Genomic DNA, 17,982 nt, shown 5'->3' with positions numbered 1-17,982 from the left:
CCTTTCCTGTGCAAAAATCAAGATACACATCGTGAACAGAAAAGCCCTGTACCACATAATATGCATTATGTAGTACAGGACATTGTTAGTGTGCAGGAGGCAGGACTGCAATCAAAGGCAGGGAAACGGTCAGCTGGGCAAATAATCTGTTTAAGAAAAAAAGATGAATAGCTGATGATATCTTCCTCAGTTATGTAAGAATATATGGTAAAATATACCTGTAAGCAGAACATGAGTGTTACCACATAATGCATATTATGTGGTATTTTTCAACAGAGGCGTACCAGATCCATGCGGGACAGTGTCTTCTCATATTCCTGAAAGCTGGTCATCGTATACACCCTGGTGGTCTCAATGGAGGAGTGCCCGAGGATATCCGCCAGTCGAACCACATCCTTTTCCATACTGTAGAAGGTGAAGGCGAACAAATGCCGCAGATTATGCGGAAAAACCTTGTTGTTGCTGACATTGGCATGGAGACACAGCTTTTTCATCGCTTTCCAGATATTGCTGCGATCCAGCGGTCTTCCGGAATTCGTGACGAAAACACTGCCGGATGTTATCTTTTTTCTTTTACAGTATGCCAGCAGCTGTTTACGCAGTCTGGATGGAAAGAATATATAGCGGAGCTTACCTTTATTCTGCACGGCTGCCTTTCTGCTTTTTACAGCTTCCACAGTAATGAATCGATGCTCAGATACACGGATTCCGGTCGCGCATATGGTTTGAAGCAGCAGATACATACGCTCATTATGGGTATCCTGCGCTGCTTTTAAAAGTCTGGCATAGTCTTTCTTAGTCAGCTCTCTCTCTTTCTCAATACAGGTTCTTTTCTGTATTTTCAATAGCTTTACCCGATATCCGGGCTGATTGATAAAGGTGAAAAAACAGTTAATTGCAACAAGCATGCTGTTGATGCTTACCGAGGTATAGGATTTCATCAGCTCCTCCTTATACTTTATAATACACTGCTTCGTCAGAGTCTTTTCAGAAGAAAGATAGGCAAAGAGTCTTGTAATATCCCGGATGTATTTTTGTACGGTCAATGTACTTTTTTCTTCCTCGATTAAATGGATTCTGAAAATATCGATCTGCTCAAATGCTTCTGTATAGTCCATGCTGGTTCCTCCTGTAATCATTGTTATGTACCCTATCATAGCACAAATCCGGCTTTGATCTCACCGGTGTGGCTTGTGGAAAACAGAGAGCATTTCGACTTGACGGCTTTTTGTGATAAAAAAATTAAAAATATGTTGACATCATGTTTTACTTGTGGTATTATTTACAGGCATTCGATGGAAATGGGCCTGTAGCTCAGGTGGTTAGAGCGCACCCCTGATAAGGGTGAGGTCGTTGGTTCAAGTCCATTCAGGCCCACCATCGAATTTCAATATACATGGGGTGTTAGCTCAGCTGGGAGAGCACCTGCCTTGCACGCAGGGGGTCATCGGTTCGATCCCGATACGCTCCACCATATAACATGATCAGGTTATTTACATTTCGCCGAACGGTTAAAAAAGACCTTAATTAAAGGTTTTGAGAGATGTATAACCTGTTTTTTATTTTGTTCTGATTTCCGTGTTATCCATGTTTACATTTCGTGTTTCAGGCATATACTGTTCACTGCGTTGACCAAAGCTCATAAAAAGCGATGATGATTCAGGTTTAAACTTGAAAAATATAATCATCGCTTTTCTTTAGAGAAAAAGATTTTAAAATACTAATTGAAATGAATAATATGAAGCATAGCAAAGCGTGATGACCAGCTTTTGCTTCCTTCCAAGGCTTGTTTTGTTGTACGAAAATGACAGTCAGGCAGGTGATATCGGTATCGCAGGTTTACGTTAGAAAGGTCAGTTCTCTGTTAGGATAAACTGGAAGATACATGGTTGGATCTTTTATGAGTGTTTGACTGATTACAGGAATACAAACCGACTTTTTGCGTTTCTGAATGATCGTATGGCGTTGTGAAAACAATGCATGCTATAATACAGTTGGTAAAAGGGTGTGATTAAATGGATAAAAGCTATCACTGGATCAACGATTCAGTCAAAATTGATTTTGCCTTGCCTTCCATGATTCAGGAGCTGGTGGATGAGCTGGAGGAAATGGATCGGAAGGAAGACTGGTCATACTTTGACAGATGTGGATTCATTGAGAATATTACAAAAGAATTTGTTATCAATAAAGAAATGACCAGCAAACAGAGGGATATCCTATGTCAAAGATATCGTGGAGGATAAACACATGTATTTGATCGATTTTAACGAGTGTCAGGAAAATAACAAAGCCTATGGTGGGATGGCTGGCAGTAAGCTTGGAATCATTTATCAGGGGGAGGACTGGATTCTGAAATTTCCTAAATCTACAAAGGGAATGAGAAAAACGGAAATTTCTTATACAACCTCTCCGTTATCTGAGTATATAGGCAGTCATATTTATCAGATTCTTGGCTATCCTGTACATGAAACCAAATTAGGGACAAAGGATAACAAACTGGTTGTTGCATGTAAGGATTTTACGGATTCACATGTTCGATTACAGGAATTCAGAGAAATCAAAAACTATTACAATAAAGAACTGGAGGCAATTCTGGAAGATACAGTAACCGATAGCAACAGTGTTGGCAGTACAAGTCTTCACGCGGTAAAGGCACATCTGAACTATAATTCCCTATTGTATATGATTGATGGAATGTCAGAGAGGTTCTGGGATTGTGTCATGATCGACGGGCTGATAAATAATAATGATCGCAATAGCGGAAACTGGGGTATCCTGCGATATTCCGATGGCAGTTTAGCGCTGGCGCCTGTATTTGATAACGGTGCTTCTTTTTCCACGAAGATTTCCGATGAGAAAATAAACGACATGTTGAAGAATGAAGATAGGATTCTCAGCAGTGCAATCAGCACAGTCACCGGATATAATATCGACGGAAAGGCACTGCAGTTCGGTGCGCTATTGAAGCTTGAAGATAAAGATATTCATAATGCAGTAAAGCGTGTCGTTCCACAGATACAGAGGCATATGGATGCGATAACTGCTTTCATTTATGCTATTCCCAATGCAGATAACGGTATAGAAATCATCAGTGAAATACGTAAAGAGTTTTATATAAAGGGAATGGAGCTTCGATTGCAAAAGCTCCTGTTGCCGGCATACGAACATACCATGCGAGCTGTGCTGTAACAGGTAAGTTTTTCACTTCCCGTGCGTTGAATTATCATGTTTGAGAAATCGAGATAATTCAGAAAGAGGAAATATGAGTGTGTTCAGACTTTACGTAATTTGATCCGGCTTTCCTGTGCCTGTCAATGTTTTATCGCAGATCTTTAGACGCAGTTTGTGATACAGACATAAAAAGCAATAACCGAGAGTATACATGACGATATTCATATAGGAAGCGGTATAAGAACTTGCGGCTTCGTAAAATTATCAGCTTTGTGTCTTTAGCATATAAAATCTCTTAAAAGCTTGTGAAAAAATGATAAAAACCTTGTTGACACACGAAAAAAGTAGTGGTATTATATATGAGCATTCGATGGAAACGGGCCTGTAGCTCAGGTGGTTAGAGCGCACCCCTGATAAGGGTGAGGTCGTTGGTTCAAGTCCATTCAGGCCCACCATCGAATTTCAATATACATGGGGTGTTAGCTCAGCTGGGAGAGCACCTGCTTTGCACGCAGGGGGTCATCGGTTCGATCCCGATACGCTCCACCATGATAACATATTGAAGGATTCCAATCCTAACGGTCGGAATCCTTTTTTATTATACACGGCATGCTTGTATCTGAATGAGGATGCCTGTACGATGCAGATTGCTTGTTCTCAGGTCTTTTTCACGGTAAACAATAACTGCGCTTTTGTTGAATTCGGCTCCCGGAAGATGTCCTGAGGCTTTATATTTACATCATCACAAAGATACCAGTACCAGTATTCTGCTGGATTATTCGCAAAACAGATGCACATATCGTCAAGCTGCATATCCGCTATGCGCTGTCCGTCCATGCGAATCAAATGGCTGTAGGTGACGGCATGTTCGCTGTCATCCTGCCTTGTCAGCGTATAGCTTTTTCCTAATGCATCATAGCGTATCAGAAAATCCTGCGTGGAATCCCTCGCATCCTTTATGCGTATCGTTGATAAAGAAACAGTATCCAATCCCTTTAAAAAGGATATCCAGCCACTTCCGTCTACGAGATCATTGGTATCATGCAATGTAAGATCCGGGCACCTTCTGGCGATATCCGGGTAGGCAGTCTCTACTGCTGTCTGTTGAAAAAGATAGCCGCCCATGGAATTTATAAGCATATAAAATATGAGGAACATAGATTTCATGATCTTCGCCTCCTTCTATCCGGTATACGATAAAGTAAGGGAAAATATTTCAACTGTATTTCTTTTTGTCTGAAAATAGTGTACCATAAGGCATGGTGATGAAAAATGAAATATGTGAACAGCAGGGATCTGATGATGTTTTTGCCGCAGCCAATCACAAAGCTGGGTGTATTTGAAGCGGAAACCGTGGATGCTGCACTGACTATGTGTGCGGATGCGTTTCCTAAAATCGAGCAGGAATTTAAAGTGACGGTAGATTTTGCCACCTTTAAATTTCAGCTGTTGAAAACAATGGGGGAATTTTTATATAAATGTGCCGAATGTCCGCATGAATGCCTGAAAAATCCGCGCAAGCATGTGGAGGAGGAACGCTATATCAGAAATCATATCAAGCTTCCTCTGTGGCCGAAGCGTATGCAGAAGAACAATGCAGAAAACTTTTTTCTTATGGAATATATTCTGACCTATGCAGATATCCTGTTCCGCTATCTCCTCGATGCGGGTATACCGCAGGAACAAGCCAATCTCATAGCGACCAATGCGTTGGATCAGCTGGCACTGTGGGTGGATGAGAACTGTATTCGCAAATGCGGGTATGCATGTATCCGTCGTAGCGAATCATCCGGATATTGTACGCTTTGCTCCTATATGATTCAGCCGTTAGCCTGTCCAAACAAAAAGGAAGTCACTCTGCGTCAGCTGGGAATGCAGGAGGAAGACCTTGTGTGCATGCGTCGGGAATTCAAATAGCTTTAACTTTGCAGCCGGAAGCAGGTGGAAATGCCTTGGCTGCTTTTTTTCGGTTAAATCCCTGAAGCAGGGGACAGTGAAAGTGCAATCTTCATAAAAAGTTAAGAAATCTTTTGTTGACCTAAAGTGCACATCATTGTATACAATAAAGGTAGTTATGTGTTTTTAATAGGTAAAAGTAGGATGGCTGAATACTTGAAGGGAGAACGGATGAGAACGAGTGAACGAATATTACAGGAAGTGAAAAAGGCAGTGATCGGAAAGGATGAGCTGCTGGAAAAAATCCTGATGGCAATACTGGCCAATGGTCATATTCTGATGGAGGATATGCCGGGGGTGGGGAAAACAACAATCGCACGAGCGTTTGCGGATGCGATGCAGCTGGATTGCCGGAGAATGCAATTTACAGTGGATGTATTACCGGCAGATGTTACCGGCTTTAGTGTGATTGATCCGCAGACGGGTAAGACACAGATACGCAAGGGGGCAGTTTTTACCAATCTGTTTCTCGCTGATGAAATCAATCGTACCTCCTCCCGTACACAGGCAGCCTTACTGGAGGTAATGGAAGAGGGCAGTGTCAGCGTGGACGGGATAACCATGACGCTGGAACAGCCGTTTCTGGTGATTGCGACACAAAATCCTTACGGCTCTGCAGGAACACAGCAGCTCCCGGAGAGTCAGCTGGACCGTTTCATGATCCGCCTGGAAATCGGTTATCCGCAGGAGCATGATGAAATTGAAATCCTCAAGCGTAAGCAGAATCCGCAAAGCTATCGTGTGCAGTGTGTCGCGCAGCGCACCCAGATTCTGGAAATGCAGAAGGCCTGCAGGGAGGTGTTTGTACACGATTCCCTTTATCATTACATCATTCAGCTGCTGCAGGCGACAAGAAACAATCAGCGCATTTATCGGGGAGCGAGTCCAAGAGCAGGGGTAGCTCTGCTTGACATGTCCAAGGCCTGTGCTCTTTTGCAGGGGCGTGATTATGTGGTACCGGAGGATATTCAGAATGTCTTTGTGGATACCATCGCCCATCGTATTCTCATGCAGCCATCACACAGCATAGATGCCGCAGCGGCAAAGGATGCGCTGACACAGCTCCTGCACCATATACAGCCACCGCACACAAGAAGGAAGGGGCTATGATCCGTTCCTGGCTCGCCTATCTGCTTCTGCTGCTTCTGGATGCTCTGGCATGGATAAGCATTGACGGGTATCTGTATTATCTCCTGCTGCGTGTGCTGCTTATGCTTCCTCTACTCAGCCTGCTTCTGTTTATCGCCGGAAACCGGTTCCTGAAGCTGCAGCTGAAAACGAGTAAAAAGGGCTGTGTAATTCATATGCCAACCAGTCTTCCCCTGCTTGTATGCAGTGGTATTCGGATACAGGGATCGTGGAAGAATTGCTTTTATGAAAGCAGCGAAACGATTTCTCTGGAAGTGAAGCACAGGGAACAGAAATTGCAAATACCGAAGCTGGGAAGTGGAAAGTATGAGCTGCAGCTGACCTCCATCCAGACCAGGGATCTTCTCGGACTGTTTCGCAAAACCCAATCATGGGACAAGGAGGTAACGACCTTTTGTTTCCCGCAGCCCTGTACGGTTACGCAAGTGCAGTATACAAACCTCCTGCAGGAAGCCCGCCAGAGTCTCACCGGTGTTTTCAGCAGTGATTATGAGCTGAAGGAGCACCATGAGGGAGAGCCTGTGCGCCGGATTCACTATAAGGCAAGCTATCGGTTGCAGAAAACGATGGTACGTGAATTTCAGAAGGAGGAATCTGCCGTTGTACTGCTTCATCTTTGTTTTCCACAGGAGCAGAAAATCTGTGAGCGCCTTCTGGCAATCGCCTGTGGAATCTGTCGGAAAGCAAGTCCGCAGGATCTTGTTCGTATTCGCTGGCGGACAGCAGGTGGAAGACAGACGGCAGAGCTGCAAGGTCCTCAGGATATGGAAGGCTTTTTACGAAAACTGCTATCCATGCCGCGCTTTTGTGAAGTATCCCGCGATTCGCAGGATGCCCTGTATCTGGACGAGGCATTTGCGGCTCTTTTCGAACAGGAGGCCGGTATATGAAAAAACAAGTGATACCCGCGCTGTTGCTTTTGATGGGAATGCTTTCCTCTCTCGGTGTGTTTCTGTTCGCCTTTCCTTTTTGGGATGCAGTTCTCTGGATGCTGTACATACCGGTTCTGCTTTTTGCTGTAGTGGTGTATAACCGTCTGCTGCTTCGCCGCAGGAAAAAGGTGATACTGATACTGGCAGGAGGCATGCTTCTGCTTGGGGTACTCAGCTTTTCACTGCTGCAGGAGGGGGCTCATATCGCCTATAATATTATTACTGAGGTGTATCACGATGCCAGCGGCTATGTGTTCTATCCCTACGATGTAACCGATACTGCCATGCTGTACCGGTTTTCGCTGACCTGGCTGCTGCTGTATGTGAGCATATGGCTGTTTTGCGGTATGCTGACCTTCTGGAATACGCATCGTTATTTTGCGTTATTTATGCTCTCCTTTCTCCCGGTGTTTTTTACACTGCTTTATCAGACACCGATTCCCTGGCTGTTTGCCGTTTCGCTTATCATATTCTGGTTTATGCTGCTTCTCTCGCGAAACGGAGTGACAAACGGACATGGGGGATATGTACGGCTGAGTGCTTTCGGATTAAGCGTGATCTGCGTGCTGCTTACCTTTTTTACCTCGCTGCCGGATACCTATGAAATGCGAAGCACCAGCGGTTCGCTCCGTGAGCGGTTGCTGCAGCGTGTGGATGAGCTTGCCTATTTCCTAACCCATGCCGGGGAAGATGAGGGAGAGGTGGATCTGGGAAAGGCGGCAAATCGGTATTACACCGGTGCAACGCAGCTGGTTGTGCGATCTGAGGATGCACGCGGAACCATCTACCTGAAAAGCTACAGCGGCGCGCTGTATGAGGATAATCGCTGGCAGTCGCTGCCGGAATCCAGCTATGCAGCTCTGAAATCCTATGACTGGAAGGATGTGGATACGTGGCTTGATAAGAAAAATCCCGCCTTTACACAGATTTTGCAAAAAACAGGGGCTTTGATGCATCTGGAGATAGAGGATCATCGCGCATCCAAACGCTATGCCCTGACACCGTATCTGATGAAGGAGGCTTTGCCGGAAACAAAACCGTGGTATGACGCTTACCGTCTGGAGCATGATGATACCATGCGTTATACTGCCTATGCATTATCCAGTACGACCATAAATGGTGATTCCACTGTGAAAGCAGATGCATATCCCGCCTTTGTCAAGGAGCACTATCTCCAGATTCCCGCCAATCTAAAAAGGCTGTTTGATGAACGTAAGCCTTTTAAAAAGCTCACCTCCCTAACGGGTGAACATCTGACATATGATATTCAGACGACCATACAGGAATACTTAAGAGAAACGACCAGCTATACACTGAAGCCCGGAAGAACCCCGGATGACCGGGATTTTGTAGAATTTTTTCTGACGGAGAATAAGAAGGGCTATTGCGTGCATTATGCGACCACGGCAGTTATGCTGTTTCGTTATATGGGGATACCTGCACGTTATGCGGAAGGCTTTTCCTTTCAGGCCGGAGCTATGAGTGGCGGCAGTATGGAGGTACCGGATGAAAGTGCACATGCATGGGTGGAAATTTTCGATTCGGAAAAAGGGTGGATTCCGGTTGAGGTGACACCGGGCTTTGAGAGTGAAAGCAAGCCGTCCTCCCAAACAACTGTGCAGGGACAGGAGCAGGGCGGCACGACGACAGCAAAGACGGAAACACCAAAAAAGCAGACAGACAGGAAAACGGGGAACGCTGCGGAGAATCAACAAATCGAAAAGGAGCAAGGCGATACGCCTGCAGGCTTTGCCAAGGTTGGTCTTGCAGCCTTACTGGTAGCTTTGCCGGTGTTGATCTGTGTGCTTCAACGACGGCTGCGTATTGCCTACAGAGAAAGACAGTGTCTGCAGCGGGATGCAAAAAAGGCGATAAATTACAGCTATCGTTATCTGCTCAGCTTTATGAAGGATGAAAGCCTGCCGAAGACTATACGCGCCCTGTGTGAGAAAGCCTTATATTCCCCGCATGCGATGACAAGGCAGGAGGCAGAGCTTGTTTACGGCTACGCACAAAAGCAGGCAGGAAAGCTGCTGCATTCATCTCCTCTCAGGAAACGGTGGAAGCTTCTCTATCTTAGGGCAATTGGCTGATACAGACTTGTATGTGCACAAAGGCATGCAGGAAGAAACTGTCCAGCGTTTGCGTGACGATAAGCGAAAGCCCAAAACAGTGCCTTTAAAATCATCTGCATTCGCTTATTCATACATGTACATATGGTAAAGGTTCTGTATCCCGTTCACAGGAGTTTGCTGTTCAGGAAGGGGCTGCCTGTGTCAATACCATCATCACAACGGCAGGCAGATATAGAAAAAGCAGCTGCTTTAACGGGGTCCTCCTTACGTTGGGGTGTATGCAAAAGGGAGACTTCAACTTCTATTGATGAATACAATCGAGTTGAAGTCTCCCTGCTTTAAGTTTACCCACAAACGTGAAAGAATCCTGAACGGCGGCTGCACATGTATTTATGAATTCTCCAGCTTGCTTAGCGCCTTTGCTTCAAAGGCTTCTTTTTTTACTATGAAGCGATCGTGGTCTGCTGTACCGATCAAATCCCTCTCATCCCTAGCTATGATGTGAAAGGAAACCTTTTTGCGGTCTACAGCTGTGATTTCCACTTCAGCCGTTACCGTCATACCAGCAGGAGTTGCTGCATCGTGAGTTGTCCGCATCATAACGCCGACGCTGGTTTCTCCTTCCTCCAGAAACTGATTCAGACAGGCTGCAGCGGTATTCTCCATAAGCGCAATCATCATCGGTGTCGCATAGACATCTACAATTCCGCTGCCAACATGGGAGGCCAGCATGCTTTCTTCCACTGTGATCTTTTTGGTTAGCTTTGTATGCAATTTGATTTCTTTCATAAACGTACCTTCCTTTTTATGCTTCATATTATAGCATAATCCAGGGAAAAGCTTCCATACTAACGGTAGAAATTGGAGGTATGCATATGTTTATTTATGATACAAAACTGCCCTTTGAGGTGCGGATTACGCGACCGGATATGAAATACTACCTTTTGCTGGATCGCCAGCTGAAGGGCTGCAGCAGCGGTTTGAAGCAGGCGGCAGTCTATATACGACAGAGCTTCATGATCAACAATCCGACCTTCCATGATATTTTTATGCGTCTGGGTGCACGACAGATCAGTGATATGGAGGTACTCAGCTGTATTATTCATCAAATGCATGGGGAGGATGACCGTTATTATGACGAATCCAACGATGATACACCTGTTTTTGAATTTATCAAGCCGTGCCATACGCAGGAGGAGCACTGTAGCTGTCAGCCGGAATCAGAAGAGGAACAGCACCATGTGAACAATGATTTAACTGCTGCAGTGATGCGGGATATGCAGTATGAGGAAGAACAGATTCATATATATGAGGAGCTGATTCGCTATATTCAGGATGATGGTGCGGATGAAGCCTTTTCCTATCTGCTGAACAGTGCGAAAAAAGCGATGGATACCTTACGGAATCTGCTGCATATTCTAACGACGCATACGGAAATGAAGGATTTTGGAGAAGGGGATACCCATAATGCCTGGGATCTGGATACATCCAATTATTTTGACAAACCGAATCCAACCTTTGTGAATCCTTCGGATATCGAGGATTTTCCGTTTAAAAAATAGTATCTTCCGATACAGAAAAAAGCTGGCTATATGTTGAAAACAAACAGCAGGTGCATCCCGATTGCTTTACAGGATGTCCTGCTTTTCTATATTTTGGATGGTTACACAAAAGGTTATATTGGTATAGATGACAGCAGCCTTTTCTTCCCTTTACAACTTGTATATGTCACACTGCTTATGTGCTGTGCAAATGGTATGCTTTTCCTGTATAATAAGGACAGGTGATGATATCGATGAGAGAAGAAAATCTGCGGGAACGTAAAAAACAGCGCAGAGCCTGTGTTCGCCGTCTGCGAATGCTACTGGTGCTGTTTTCTATATTTTTAATTGCTTATATGGTGTTTTCCTATTTTCTGCTGAAGCTGATGCTGGAGGATGTTCATATAGCTTTTCTGCGCAATTTCCTGTTTCACAGTGTCGCTTTGCTGGTATGGCTTGCGGTGATTCGTATGCTGTGGAGCTGCCGCAGGCTGGGGAGGCTGTTATTTCAGGTGCTGTCTCTTGTTAATCTCTATACGCTGTATGAGCTGCCTGCGCTGTTTCGAATTGATATCGCAAAGGAAAATTCCTTTCTGCGAATCGTATTTACCCTTATGGTGGCGGGGAAAGCAGCTTTGGCATTGTATATGTCGTGGAGCCTGCAAAGAAATCCGCAGATAATCTACATATGGAAACCGCATAGCACGGAAGCGGACAATGAATTGCAGGGAAAAGCGATGAGCCCGGTCAATTTTTCACAGAAGGAGCATATACAGCATGATCACCGGCTGGATATACGGGCAAGAAACCGCATCCGCGCCTGCTCTGTTGCCTTGCTGCTATATCAGTATGGTATGCTGGTTCTGCTGTATCTTCTCATGTTTGTTTTCCGATATTACAGCAGCGATCATGAAGGGATGCAGTTTATGCAGCGAACCTTGCTGCTGGCTTCTCTGTTTTCCGCCTTGATCTGGTCTCTTCCGGCGGTATCACTGTTTCTCTATAAGCCATGGAGCCGATGGATTATACCCGTTATGTGGGGGATGGAGCTGCTGCGGCTGCTTTTCACCCTTCCGCAGCTTGCCGATGTGTTTCAGACGCAGAACTATCAGCTGCTTTCCTGGGGAATCCTTATTGTAACGGAGCTGCTGCGCTACCTTTTGCTGTATCGTCTGCTGCAGTATTTTCTGAAGGACCCCTTTGTTCGCGTCTATTGGATGCGCAGATATCATGAAGGCATTCAGGAAGACCAGGAATTGTAACTAGTGATGAAGAGAAATGAACTTCATATTCTATGGGTTCCATGATATACTAAAAGTACATTGGAAAGATAATGCAGGAGGTTATTTTATGGAAATGAACAAGTATATCGATCATACACTGCTGAAAGCAGATGCTACGTATGACAAAATTGAAACACTGTGTGCAGAAGCGAAGGAATATGATTTTGCAAGCGTATGTGTTAACAGCTACTGGGTATCAGCATGTGCAGAGCTGCTGAAGGGAACAGACGTTAAGGTTTGTACCGTGGTAGGCTTCCCGCTGGGAGCTATGAGTACCAAAGCCAAGGCTTTTGAAACAGCTGCTGCTATTGCAGACGGCGCTAAGGAAATCGATATGGTTTTGAATATCGGAGAAATGAAGGCCGGACATTACGATGCGGTACGCGCTGATGTAAAAGCTGTTGTGGAAGCAGCTGAAGGTAACTGTGTCAAGGTCATTCTGGAAAATTGTCTGCTGACAAAGGAAGAAATCGTAAAAGCATGCGAGCTTTGTGTGGAAGCCGGTGCTGCATTTGTTAAAACATCAACCGGGTTCTCAACAAGCGGAGCCACACCTGAGGATGTCAAGCTGATGAAGGATACCGTGAAGGGGCGTTGTCTGGTGAAAGCAGCCGGAGGAGTACGCTGCTATGAGGATATGGAGAAAATGGTGGAAGCCGGAGCAGATCGTATCGGTACAAGTGCCGGTGTGAAGCTGATGCAGAAAGAAACTAGTGACGGTGGATATTAACAGCGGGAAACCGCTGTTTTTTGCTATTTGAAGAACGCTGAATCCTTTGGAAGCTGCTTCTCTAAATTGCTTTTCATAGGAGGATGCGGATACAGTAGCCGGAATCATTCGGTTATAAATATAATCTAAATTCAGGATAACTTGCCATGGCAGGGCTTCCGCTTTCATCCGCATGGCTGTGGACAGAAATAAAACCATAAAAAATCCTAAAAAAATCCTAAAAAATTTGCTATTTTTTCTTGCCAAACACAAAATCTTATGATATTATATCTAAGCACTTAAGAAACGCCTTAATAGCTCAGTTGGTAGAGCATCCGGCTGTTAACCGGCAGGTCACAGGTTCAAGTCCTGTTTAAGGCGCCATGATAACAGGTAACCCCGTAGATATCGGGGTTTTTTTTATTTTCAGGAACATGCTGACGTTCGTTTTGACGTACGATATGCAGCGGATGCGTTATACTAAGAGCTTGGAAAATCAATCAACGAATAGACAGTATCGCCGCGGGTTACGATGCAGTTGACGCTGTTCGATGGATGAAGCAACACGTTGCGTGCAATGCATTCTATGTGAATTGTTTCATTGGCGCTGTGCGGTGTTTTGCTGTGAGCGCTTGCAATTTGTATTCTCCTTCTGTATAATGAACGCAAGAGGTGATGTGAAGTGAGCAAATAATCCAGACGGTTTTTTGAATCAGACATACAGATGTACGCCTGTTCACCAATGGATTACAGACTCTTTTTCACATGACGCTGCCAAAATTTTTTTCCATAGCTTTTTTAGTGTGAATTTATAGAGCCTTCGAATCCTGTTTGAACAGGTGCAGAAGGTTTTTTTATAGGAGGACTGTATATGAAAGCAGCAGTTTGTTTATACGACGGTTTTTGTAATTTCGAATTTAGTGTTTTGCTGGAATCCCTTGCTTTGGCCGATTGTCAGATCGACTACATAGCCAAGACATTGAAACCGGTGCGTGCGGAGGAGGGCTTCCTTGCTCTTGGCGAATATACCTGGGGAACGATTTGTGCGGAGGATTATGATGTGCTGGTTTTAACCGGTATCGGAGCAAAGGATGACAGCAGTGACTGGATTCTGGCAGACGAGGAGCTGTTATCTTTGATTCGCTCCTTTGATAAAGCAGGGAAGCTGATTGCGGCGATTTCCTGTGCTCCCATGATTCTGGTGAATGCCGGCATTATGAAGGAACGGCGCTATGTTGCTTCCGTTGATCGGGAATGCTTCATGGCGGGCGGTGCCTGTACCTCGGTGGAGCTCAGTGCTGGGCAGATGAAGGGATTGCTTGATATGAAGGAGCAGAAAAAGCATCCCGAGCTTCACGGCTATGTGCAGGACGGGAATGTTATAACCGCGAACGGCTGGTGGTTCCGGGAATGGGCGATGGCTGTCTGCAAGGCTCTGCAGCTGCCTTTCTATCCGAAATCATTTGGTCTGGAGACAGAAGAAGCTGAAGAAGAATAGGAGTTCCGGATGAACTCTTTCGCATTCTCTGCTATAATAGGGAATAGAAAAGAGGATGAGAATACGATATGAAACAAATTGATAGAATCAGAAAATTTTCGGATGCCTTTGGACCCAGCGGTTTTGAAGATGCTGTAGTTGCGTATGCACAGGAAGAGGTACGTGAAATCTGTACGTGTAAAGAGGACCATATGCGCAATCTGTATATGAATTTGAAGGGAAACAGTCAGGGTGGTGTAAATATCATGCTGGATGCGCACAGTGATGAGGTAGGGTTCATCGTTCAGGCGGTGAAAAGCAACGGGCTCCTGCGGTTTCTGCCGCTGGGCGGCTGGGATGTGAAGAACATCATTGCGAATAAGGTGCTCATTAAAAACAGAGACGGCAAACTGATTCCGGGGATTGTCTGCAGCAAGCCGGTACACTTTATGAATGCTTCCGAGCAGGGAAAGGCTCTGGATTTTGCCGATGTATTGATTGATGTCGGTGCGACGAGTGCACAGGAGGTACAGGAATCCTTCCGCATCGGTATTGGTGCACCGATCGTTCCTGATGTTACCTGTACCTATGACGAAGAGCATAAAACGTTTATGGGAAAGGCATTTGATAATCGTATCGGATGTGCCGCCGTTGTGGAAACACTCTGTCGACTGCATGGACGTACACTCACGAATACCGTCAGTGCAACCCTGTCCTCCCAGGAGGAGGTTGGCGAACGCGGTATGACCTGTGTGATGAACAACGTGAAGCCCGATGTTGTGATTTGTTTTGAAGGATGCCCTGCAGATGACAGCTTCGAAGAGGAATATATGATTCAAAGTGCCTTGAAAAAGGGACCGATGCTGCGGCATTTCGACCGTTCCATGATTACATCCCCAAGATTTCAACGCTTTGCTTTAGAGCTTGCCCATGCAAATGACATTCCGGTTCAGGAGAGTGTACGAAAAGGGGGAGGTACCAATGGCGGTATTACACATACGGCACAATTCGGCATTCCAACAATCGTCATCGGTGTACCGGTTCGCTATGCACATTCCTCCTATGGGATTCTGGCTTATCAGGACTATGAGCATGCTGTTGAACTGGCAGTTCAGATTGTTGAAGGGCTGAGTAAAGATATCGCAGAGAGCTTTTGATTCCTTCCGCCGTGCCTGCAGAAAAGGACAAGCCTGTGTTCAGGTATTCCGGATTTATAAAAAATTTACAATTCCATCTGGTGCTGGCTCTTTACATATGCCACAACCTCTGATACAATAGCAATCAAATTCATAATAGAAAAGGAGAGATATTATTTTATGGACGCAGACCCCGCGCAATCTTCCATTACACTGCAGCTGCTGCTGATTGTCATACTGACACTGATCAACGCCTATTTCGCGGCGAGTGAAATGGCCATCGTATCCGTTAACAAAAACAGGATTCACCGCAAGGTGGAGGAGGGAAACCGCAAGGCAATGCTTGTGGAAAAGCTTCTTCAGGAGCCTACCAGCTTCTTATCCACCATTCAGGTGGCAATCACTCTTGCCGGCTTCTTCAACTCCGCCAGTGCCGCAACCGGTATATCCGTACGCCTTGGTGCTGTTCTGGAGGCCTGGGCCATTCCTTATGGAGAAACGATCTCCATGGTGGTGGTTACCATCCTGTTATCCTTCGTGACATTGATTTTCGGAGAGCTTGTTCCCAAGCGGATCGCTCTGCAGAATGCGGAAGCCTATTCCATGTTCTGCGCAAAGCCGATTCTCATTATTTCAAAAATCGCATCGCCCTTCATCAAAATTTTATCCTGGTCAACACGGTTTGTACTCCGTCTGTTCGGCATGAAGGATGAAAATGTTGAAGAATCTCTTTCCCGTGAGGAAATTCGTTCCATGGTGGAAAGCGGGCAGGAGAGCGGTCTCTTCGATGAGGATGAAGCTGATATGATCGACAGCGTATTCGCCTTCGATGATATTCTGGCAGAAGAGGTGATGACTCCGAGACCGGATGTATTCTGCATCGATATTGATGATCCTCAGAGTGAATATCTGGATGAGCTGATGGAAATGCGCTACAGCCGTATTCCGGTTTACCGGGATTCCATCGACAATATCATCGGCATCCTGAACATCAAGGATTTTGTAGTCGAGGCAAGGAAAAACGGCTTCGAGCATGTGGATATATCGCGCATCCTGCGCAAGCCGTTCTTTGTGCTGGAAAGCAAAAACATTGACGATCTGTTTCGGGAGATGCAGAGCAAGCATCAGCATATAGCCATTTTGATTGATGAATATGGAGGCTTCAGCGGTATCGTAACCATGGAGGACCTTGTTGAGGAAATTATGGGAGATATCGAGGATGAGTACGATGAGGATGATGAAGCGCAGATTGAAAAGCTTGACGAGCATACGTACGTGCTGGACGGCGGCATGCCGATAGATGATATCAATGAGGAGCTTGGACTGCAGCTTGAAAATGACAATCATGAAACCATATCCGGATTTCTGCTGGATCTGATTGGACAGATACCAGAGGACGGAGAGGAACGTGAGGTTATCTGGAACCATATCAAATTCCAGGTGAAGGAAGTAAAGTACAAGCGAATCCATAAAGTACAGCTGGTTCTTATGCAGGAAGAAGGAAACAGCGAGGAAGTATAAACAGCGGATTCTCTGCCGATAAGGGTGGGGAATCCGTTTTTTATAGACACTGAACAGCGTGCGCAGGCATTTAGCATCTGCAGAAAAAAAGCCTGTATTCGTACAGGCAGATCCTTTCGGATGAGACAGGAAGAGAATGCTTTATGGCTTCAAACCTTCTTCTTACCGGATAATCTGCGTTGGAGCTGCAGATCGGCTTCCTATTTTTTTAATAATGATTTCGTATTGATATCATACGTGTTTCGTGACAAAATCAGCAGCATTTCCTCAAAGGTAGCTAAGTAGGAACAGGCGATGACCAGTGCAACCGGAATCAGCGGCAGACTTTTGGTTACCACGCAAAGCGGAACGAGCAGAAACAGCAGCAACCCGGTCAGCTTATTGCCTATGGTGTGCATACTCGCCCAGATATGATGCTTCCATCTTGTCAGCAGCAGCGCCGCAAGCTTCAGTACGAAGACACACAGCACCAGCATGGAAATCAGATTCATGATTTTCAAATTCATCTGAAAGAAAACGATGTATAGTGAAATGCAGTAGAATGCCAGATCACCGATAGAATCAAGACGGGCACCCAGCTCACTCTGCACATGCAGGGACCTGGCGAGCCATCCGTCCAGGACATCGCTGATTCCTATGATGAAATAGACAATCAGAAACAAGGTTGTATCCTTTGTCAGAGCCAGCAGCAGAAATGACAGTAAGATCCTGACTGCGGACAGTATATTCGGTATTTGCTTCATAATGTTTCGCACCTTCCCAACAGCATGTACATTATATCATATTCAATTGTATTCCACTATCACAAAAATGTAAGGCTTTATGTAATCATTCGAATGCAGCTTTAATTTTCACCCGTATGAGAGAAGCTACAGACTTGGAAGAATGGAATTTGATGGGCTGTATTCGATAGCAAGGGGACGACATGAAAAAAGCATACCGAATCGTATGCTTTCACAGTTTTTCTGTCTATATCATACCACAAATGGGCCGGTTTTTCCAGTCTTGTATGCAAACAGTGTCCGTGATATA

General features: G+C 45.3%; 16 protein-coding genes and 5 tRNA genes. 17 read left to right on the top strand and 4 right to left on the bottom strand.

Annotated elements, in window-relative coordinates:
- Positions 1-269 precede the first annotated feature (269 nt).
- The gene (locus KSZ58_RS04465; RefSeq protein ID WP_008818668.1) at positions 270-1,118 is read right to left on the bottom strand and encodes a tyrosine-type recombinase/integrase; all 849 of its coding nucleotides are present in this window, start codon (positions 1,116-1,118) and stop codon (positions 270-272) included.
- Between the two features lie 185 nt (positions 1,119-1,303).
- Between KSZ58_RS04465 and KSZ58_RS04460 the strand changes: the two genes are divergently transcribed.
- The 6 genes from KSZ58_RS04460 (at position 1,304) to KSZ58_RS04435 (ending at position 3,720) form a co-directional block, all read left to right on the top strand.
- Positions 1,304-1,380, top strand: a tRNA-Ile gene (locus KSZ58_RS04460).
- Positions 1,381-1,398: 18 nt separating this feature from the next.
- Positions 1,399-1,474: transfer RNA gene (locus KSZ58_RS04455), tRNA-Ala, on the top strand.
- A gap of 541 nt (positions 1,475-2,015) precedes the next feature.
- Complete coding sequence (locus KSZ58_RS04450; RefSeq protein WP_002605743.1) at positions 2,016-2,243, top strand: hypothetical protein; 228 nt, start codon at positions 2,016-2,018, stop codon at positions 2,241-2,243.
- Between the two features lie 4 nt (positions 2,244-2,247).
- Positions 2,248-3,189 (top strand): HipA domain-containing protein, encoded by a 942-nt coding sequence (locus tag KSZ58_RS04445; RefSeq protein ID WP_009270533.1) that lies wholly within the window; start codon positions 2,248-2,250, stop codon positions 3,187-3,189.
- A gap of 360 nt (positions 3,190-3,549) precedes the next feature.
- Positions 3,550-3,626: transfer RNA gene (locus KSZ58_RS04440), tRNA-Ile, on the top strand.
- A gap of 18 nt (positions 3,627-3,644) precedes the next feature.
- Positions 3,645-3,720 (top strand) — tRNA-Ala (locus KSZ58_RS04435).
- A 108-nt stretch (positions 3,721-3,828) separates the two neighbouring features.
- Here KSZ58_RS04435 and KSZ58_RS04430 read toward each other — a convergent pair.
- Entirely contained in the window at positions 3,829-4,338 is a 510-nt protein-coding gene (locus tag KSZ58_RS04430) for a hypothetical protein (protein ID WP_008818670.1), read from the bottom strand.
- Positions 4,339-4,443: 105 nt separating this feature from the next.
- Here KSZ58_RS04430 and KSZ58_RS04425 point away from each other — a divergent pair, with 105 nt between their 5' ends.
- From KSZ58_RS04425 to KSZ58_RS04410, 4 genes are all read left to right on the top strand, one after another.
- Entirely contained in the window at positions 4,444-5,088 is a 645-nt protein-coding gene (locus KSZ58_RS04425; protein ID WP_009588792.1) for a hypothetical protein, read from the top strand.
- 210 nt (positions 5,089-5,298) lie between these two features.
- A complete protein-coding gene (locus KSZ58_RS04420) occupies positions 5,299-6,237 on the top strand; it encodes a MoxR family ATPase (RefSeq protein ID WP_008818671.1) in 939 nt (312 codons plus the stop codon).
- Positions 6,234-7,166: a DUF58 domain-containing protein gene (locus KSZ58_RS04415; RefSeq protein WP_008818672.1), complete on the top strand. Its 933-nt coding sequence runs from the start codon at positions 6,234-6,236 to the stop codon at positions 7,164-7,166. The genes KSZ58_RS04420 and KSZ58_RS04415 overlap by 4 nt, the downstream gene beginning before the upstream one ends.
- Positions 7,163-9,301: a transglutaminase family protein gene (locus KSZ58_RS04410; protein ID WP_009270532.1), complete on the top strand. Its 2,139-nt coding sequence runs from the start codon at positions 7,163-7,165 to the stop codon at positions 9,299-9,301. The genes KSZ58_RS04415 and KSZ58_RS04410 overlap by 4 nt, the downstream gene beginning before the upstream one ends.
- Before the next feature lie 372 nt (positions 9,302-9,673).
- Here the strand turns inward: KSZ58_RS04410 and KSZ58_RS04405 are convergent, their stop codons facing one another.
- The gene (locus KSZ58_RS04405; protein ID WP_002611121.1) at positions 9,674-10,072 is read right to left on the bottom strand and encodes a thioesterase family protein; all 399 of its coding nucleotides are present in this window, start codon (positions 10,070-10,072) and stop codon (positions 9,674-9,676) included.
- An 86-nt stretch (positions 10,073-10,158) separates the two neighbouring features.
- Here KSZ58_RS04405 and KSZ58_RS04400 point away from each other — a divergent pair, with 86 nt between their 5' ends.
- The 7 genes from KSZ58_RS04400 (at position 10,159) to KSZ58_RS04370 (ending at position 16,950) form a co-directional block, all read left to right on the top strand.
- Complete coding sequence (locus KSZ58_RS04400) at positions 10,159-10,845, top strand: manganese catalase family protein (RefSeq protein WP_008818674.1); 687 nt, start codon at positions 10,159-10,161, stop codon at positions 10,843-10,845.
- A gap of 233 nt (positions 10,846-11,078) precedes the next feature.
- Positions 11,079-12,086 carry a hypothetical protein gene (locus KSZ58_RS04395; RefSeq protein ID WP_233104363.1) on the top strand — a complete coding sequence of 336 codons (1,008 nt, stop codon included), beginning with the start codon at positions 11,079-11,081 and terminating at the stop codon, positions 12,084-12,086.
- An 88-nt stretch (positions 12,087-12,174) separates the two neighbouring features.
- Positions 12,175-12,837, top strand: coding sequence for a deoxyribose-phosphate aldolase (deoC, locus tag KSZ58_RS04390; RefSeq protein WP_002611115.1), 663 nt, complete (start codon positions 12,175-12,177; stop codon positions 12,835-12,837).
- Positions 12,838-13,124: 287 nt separating this feature from the next.
- Positions 13,125-13,200 (top strand) — tRNA-Asn (locus KSZ58_RS04385).
- Positions 13,201-13,687: 487 nt separating this feature from the next.
- A complete protein-coding gene (locus KSZ58_RS04380) occupies positions 13,688-14,314 on the top strand; it encodes a DJ-1/PfpI family protein (RefSeq protein ID WP_008818676.1) in 627 nt (208 codons plus the stop codon).
- A 68-nt stretch (positions 14,315-14,382) separates the two neighbouring features.
- Positions 14,383-15,450 (top strand): M42 family metallopeptidase, encoded by a 1,068-nt coding sequence (locus KSZ58_RS04375; RefSeq protein WP_008818677.1) that lies wholly within the window; start codon positions 14,383-14,385, stop codon positions 15,448-15,450.
- Positions 15,451-15,609: 159 nt separating this feature from the next.
- Positions 15,610-16,950 (top strand): hemolysin family protein, encoded by a 1,341-nt coding sequence (locus KSZ58_RS04370; protein WP_009270528.1) that lies wholly within the window; start codon positions 15,610-15,612, stop codon positions 16,948-16,950.
- Between the two features lie 200 nt (positions 16,951-17,150).
- On the opposite strand, the gene KSZ58_RS04365 is transcribed toward KSZ58_RS04370, so the two are convergent.
- Entirely contained in the window at positions 17,151-17,693 is a 543-nt protein-coding gene (locus tag KSZ58_RS04365; protein ID WP_008818679.1) for a CDP-alcohol phosphatidyltransferase family protein, read from the bottom strand.
- Positions 17,694-17,982 lie beyond the last annotated feature (289 nt).

This window comes from Erysipelatoclostridium sp. DFI.2.3, assembly GCF_019132535.1.
GTDB lineage: Bacteria > Bacillota_I > Bacilli_A > Erysipelotrichales > Erysipelotrichaceae > Clostridium_AQ > Clostridium_AQ innocuum.
This window is presented reverse-complemented; position numbering and strand designations above follow the sequence as displayed.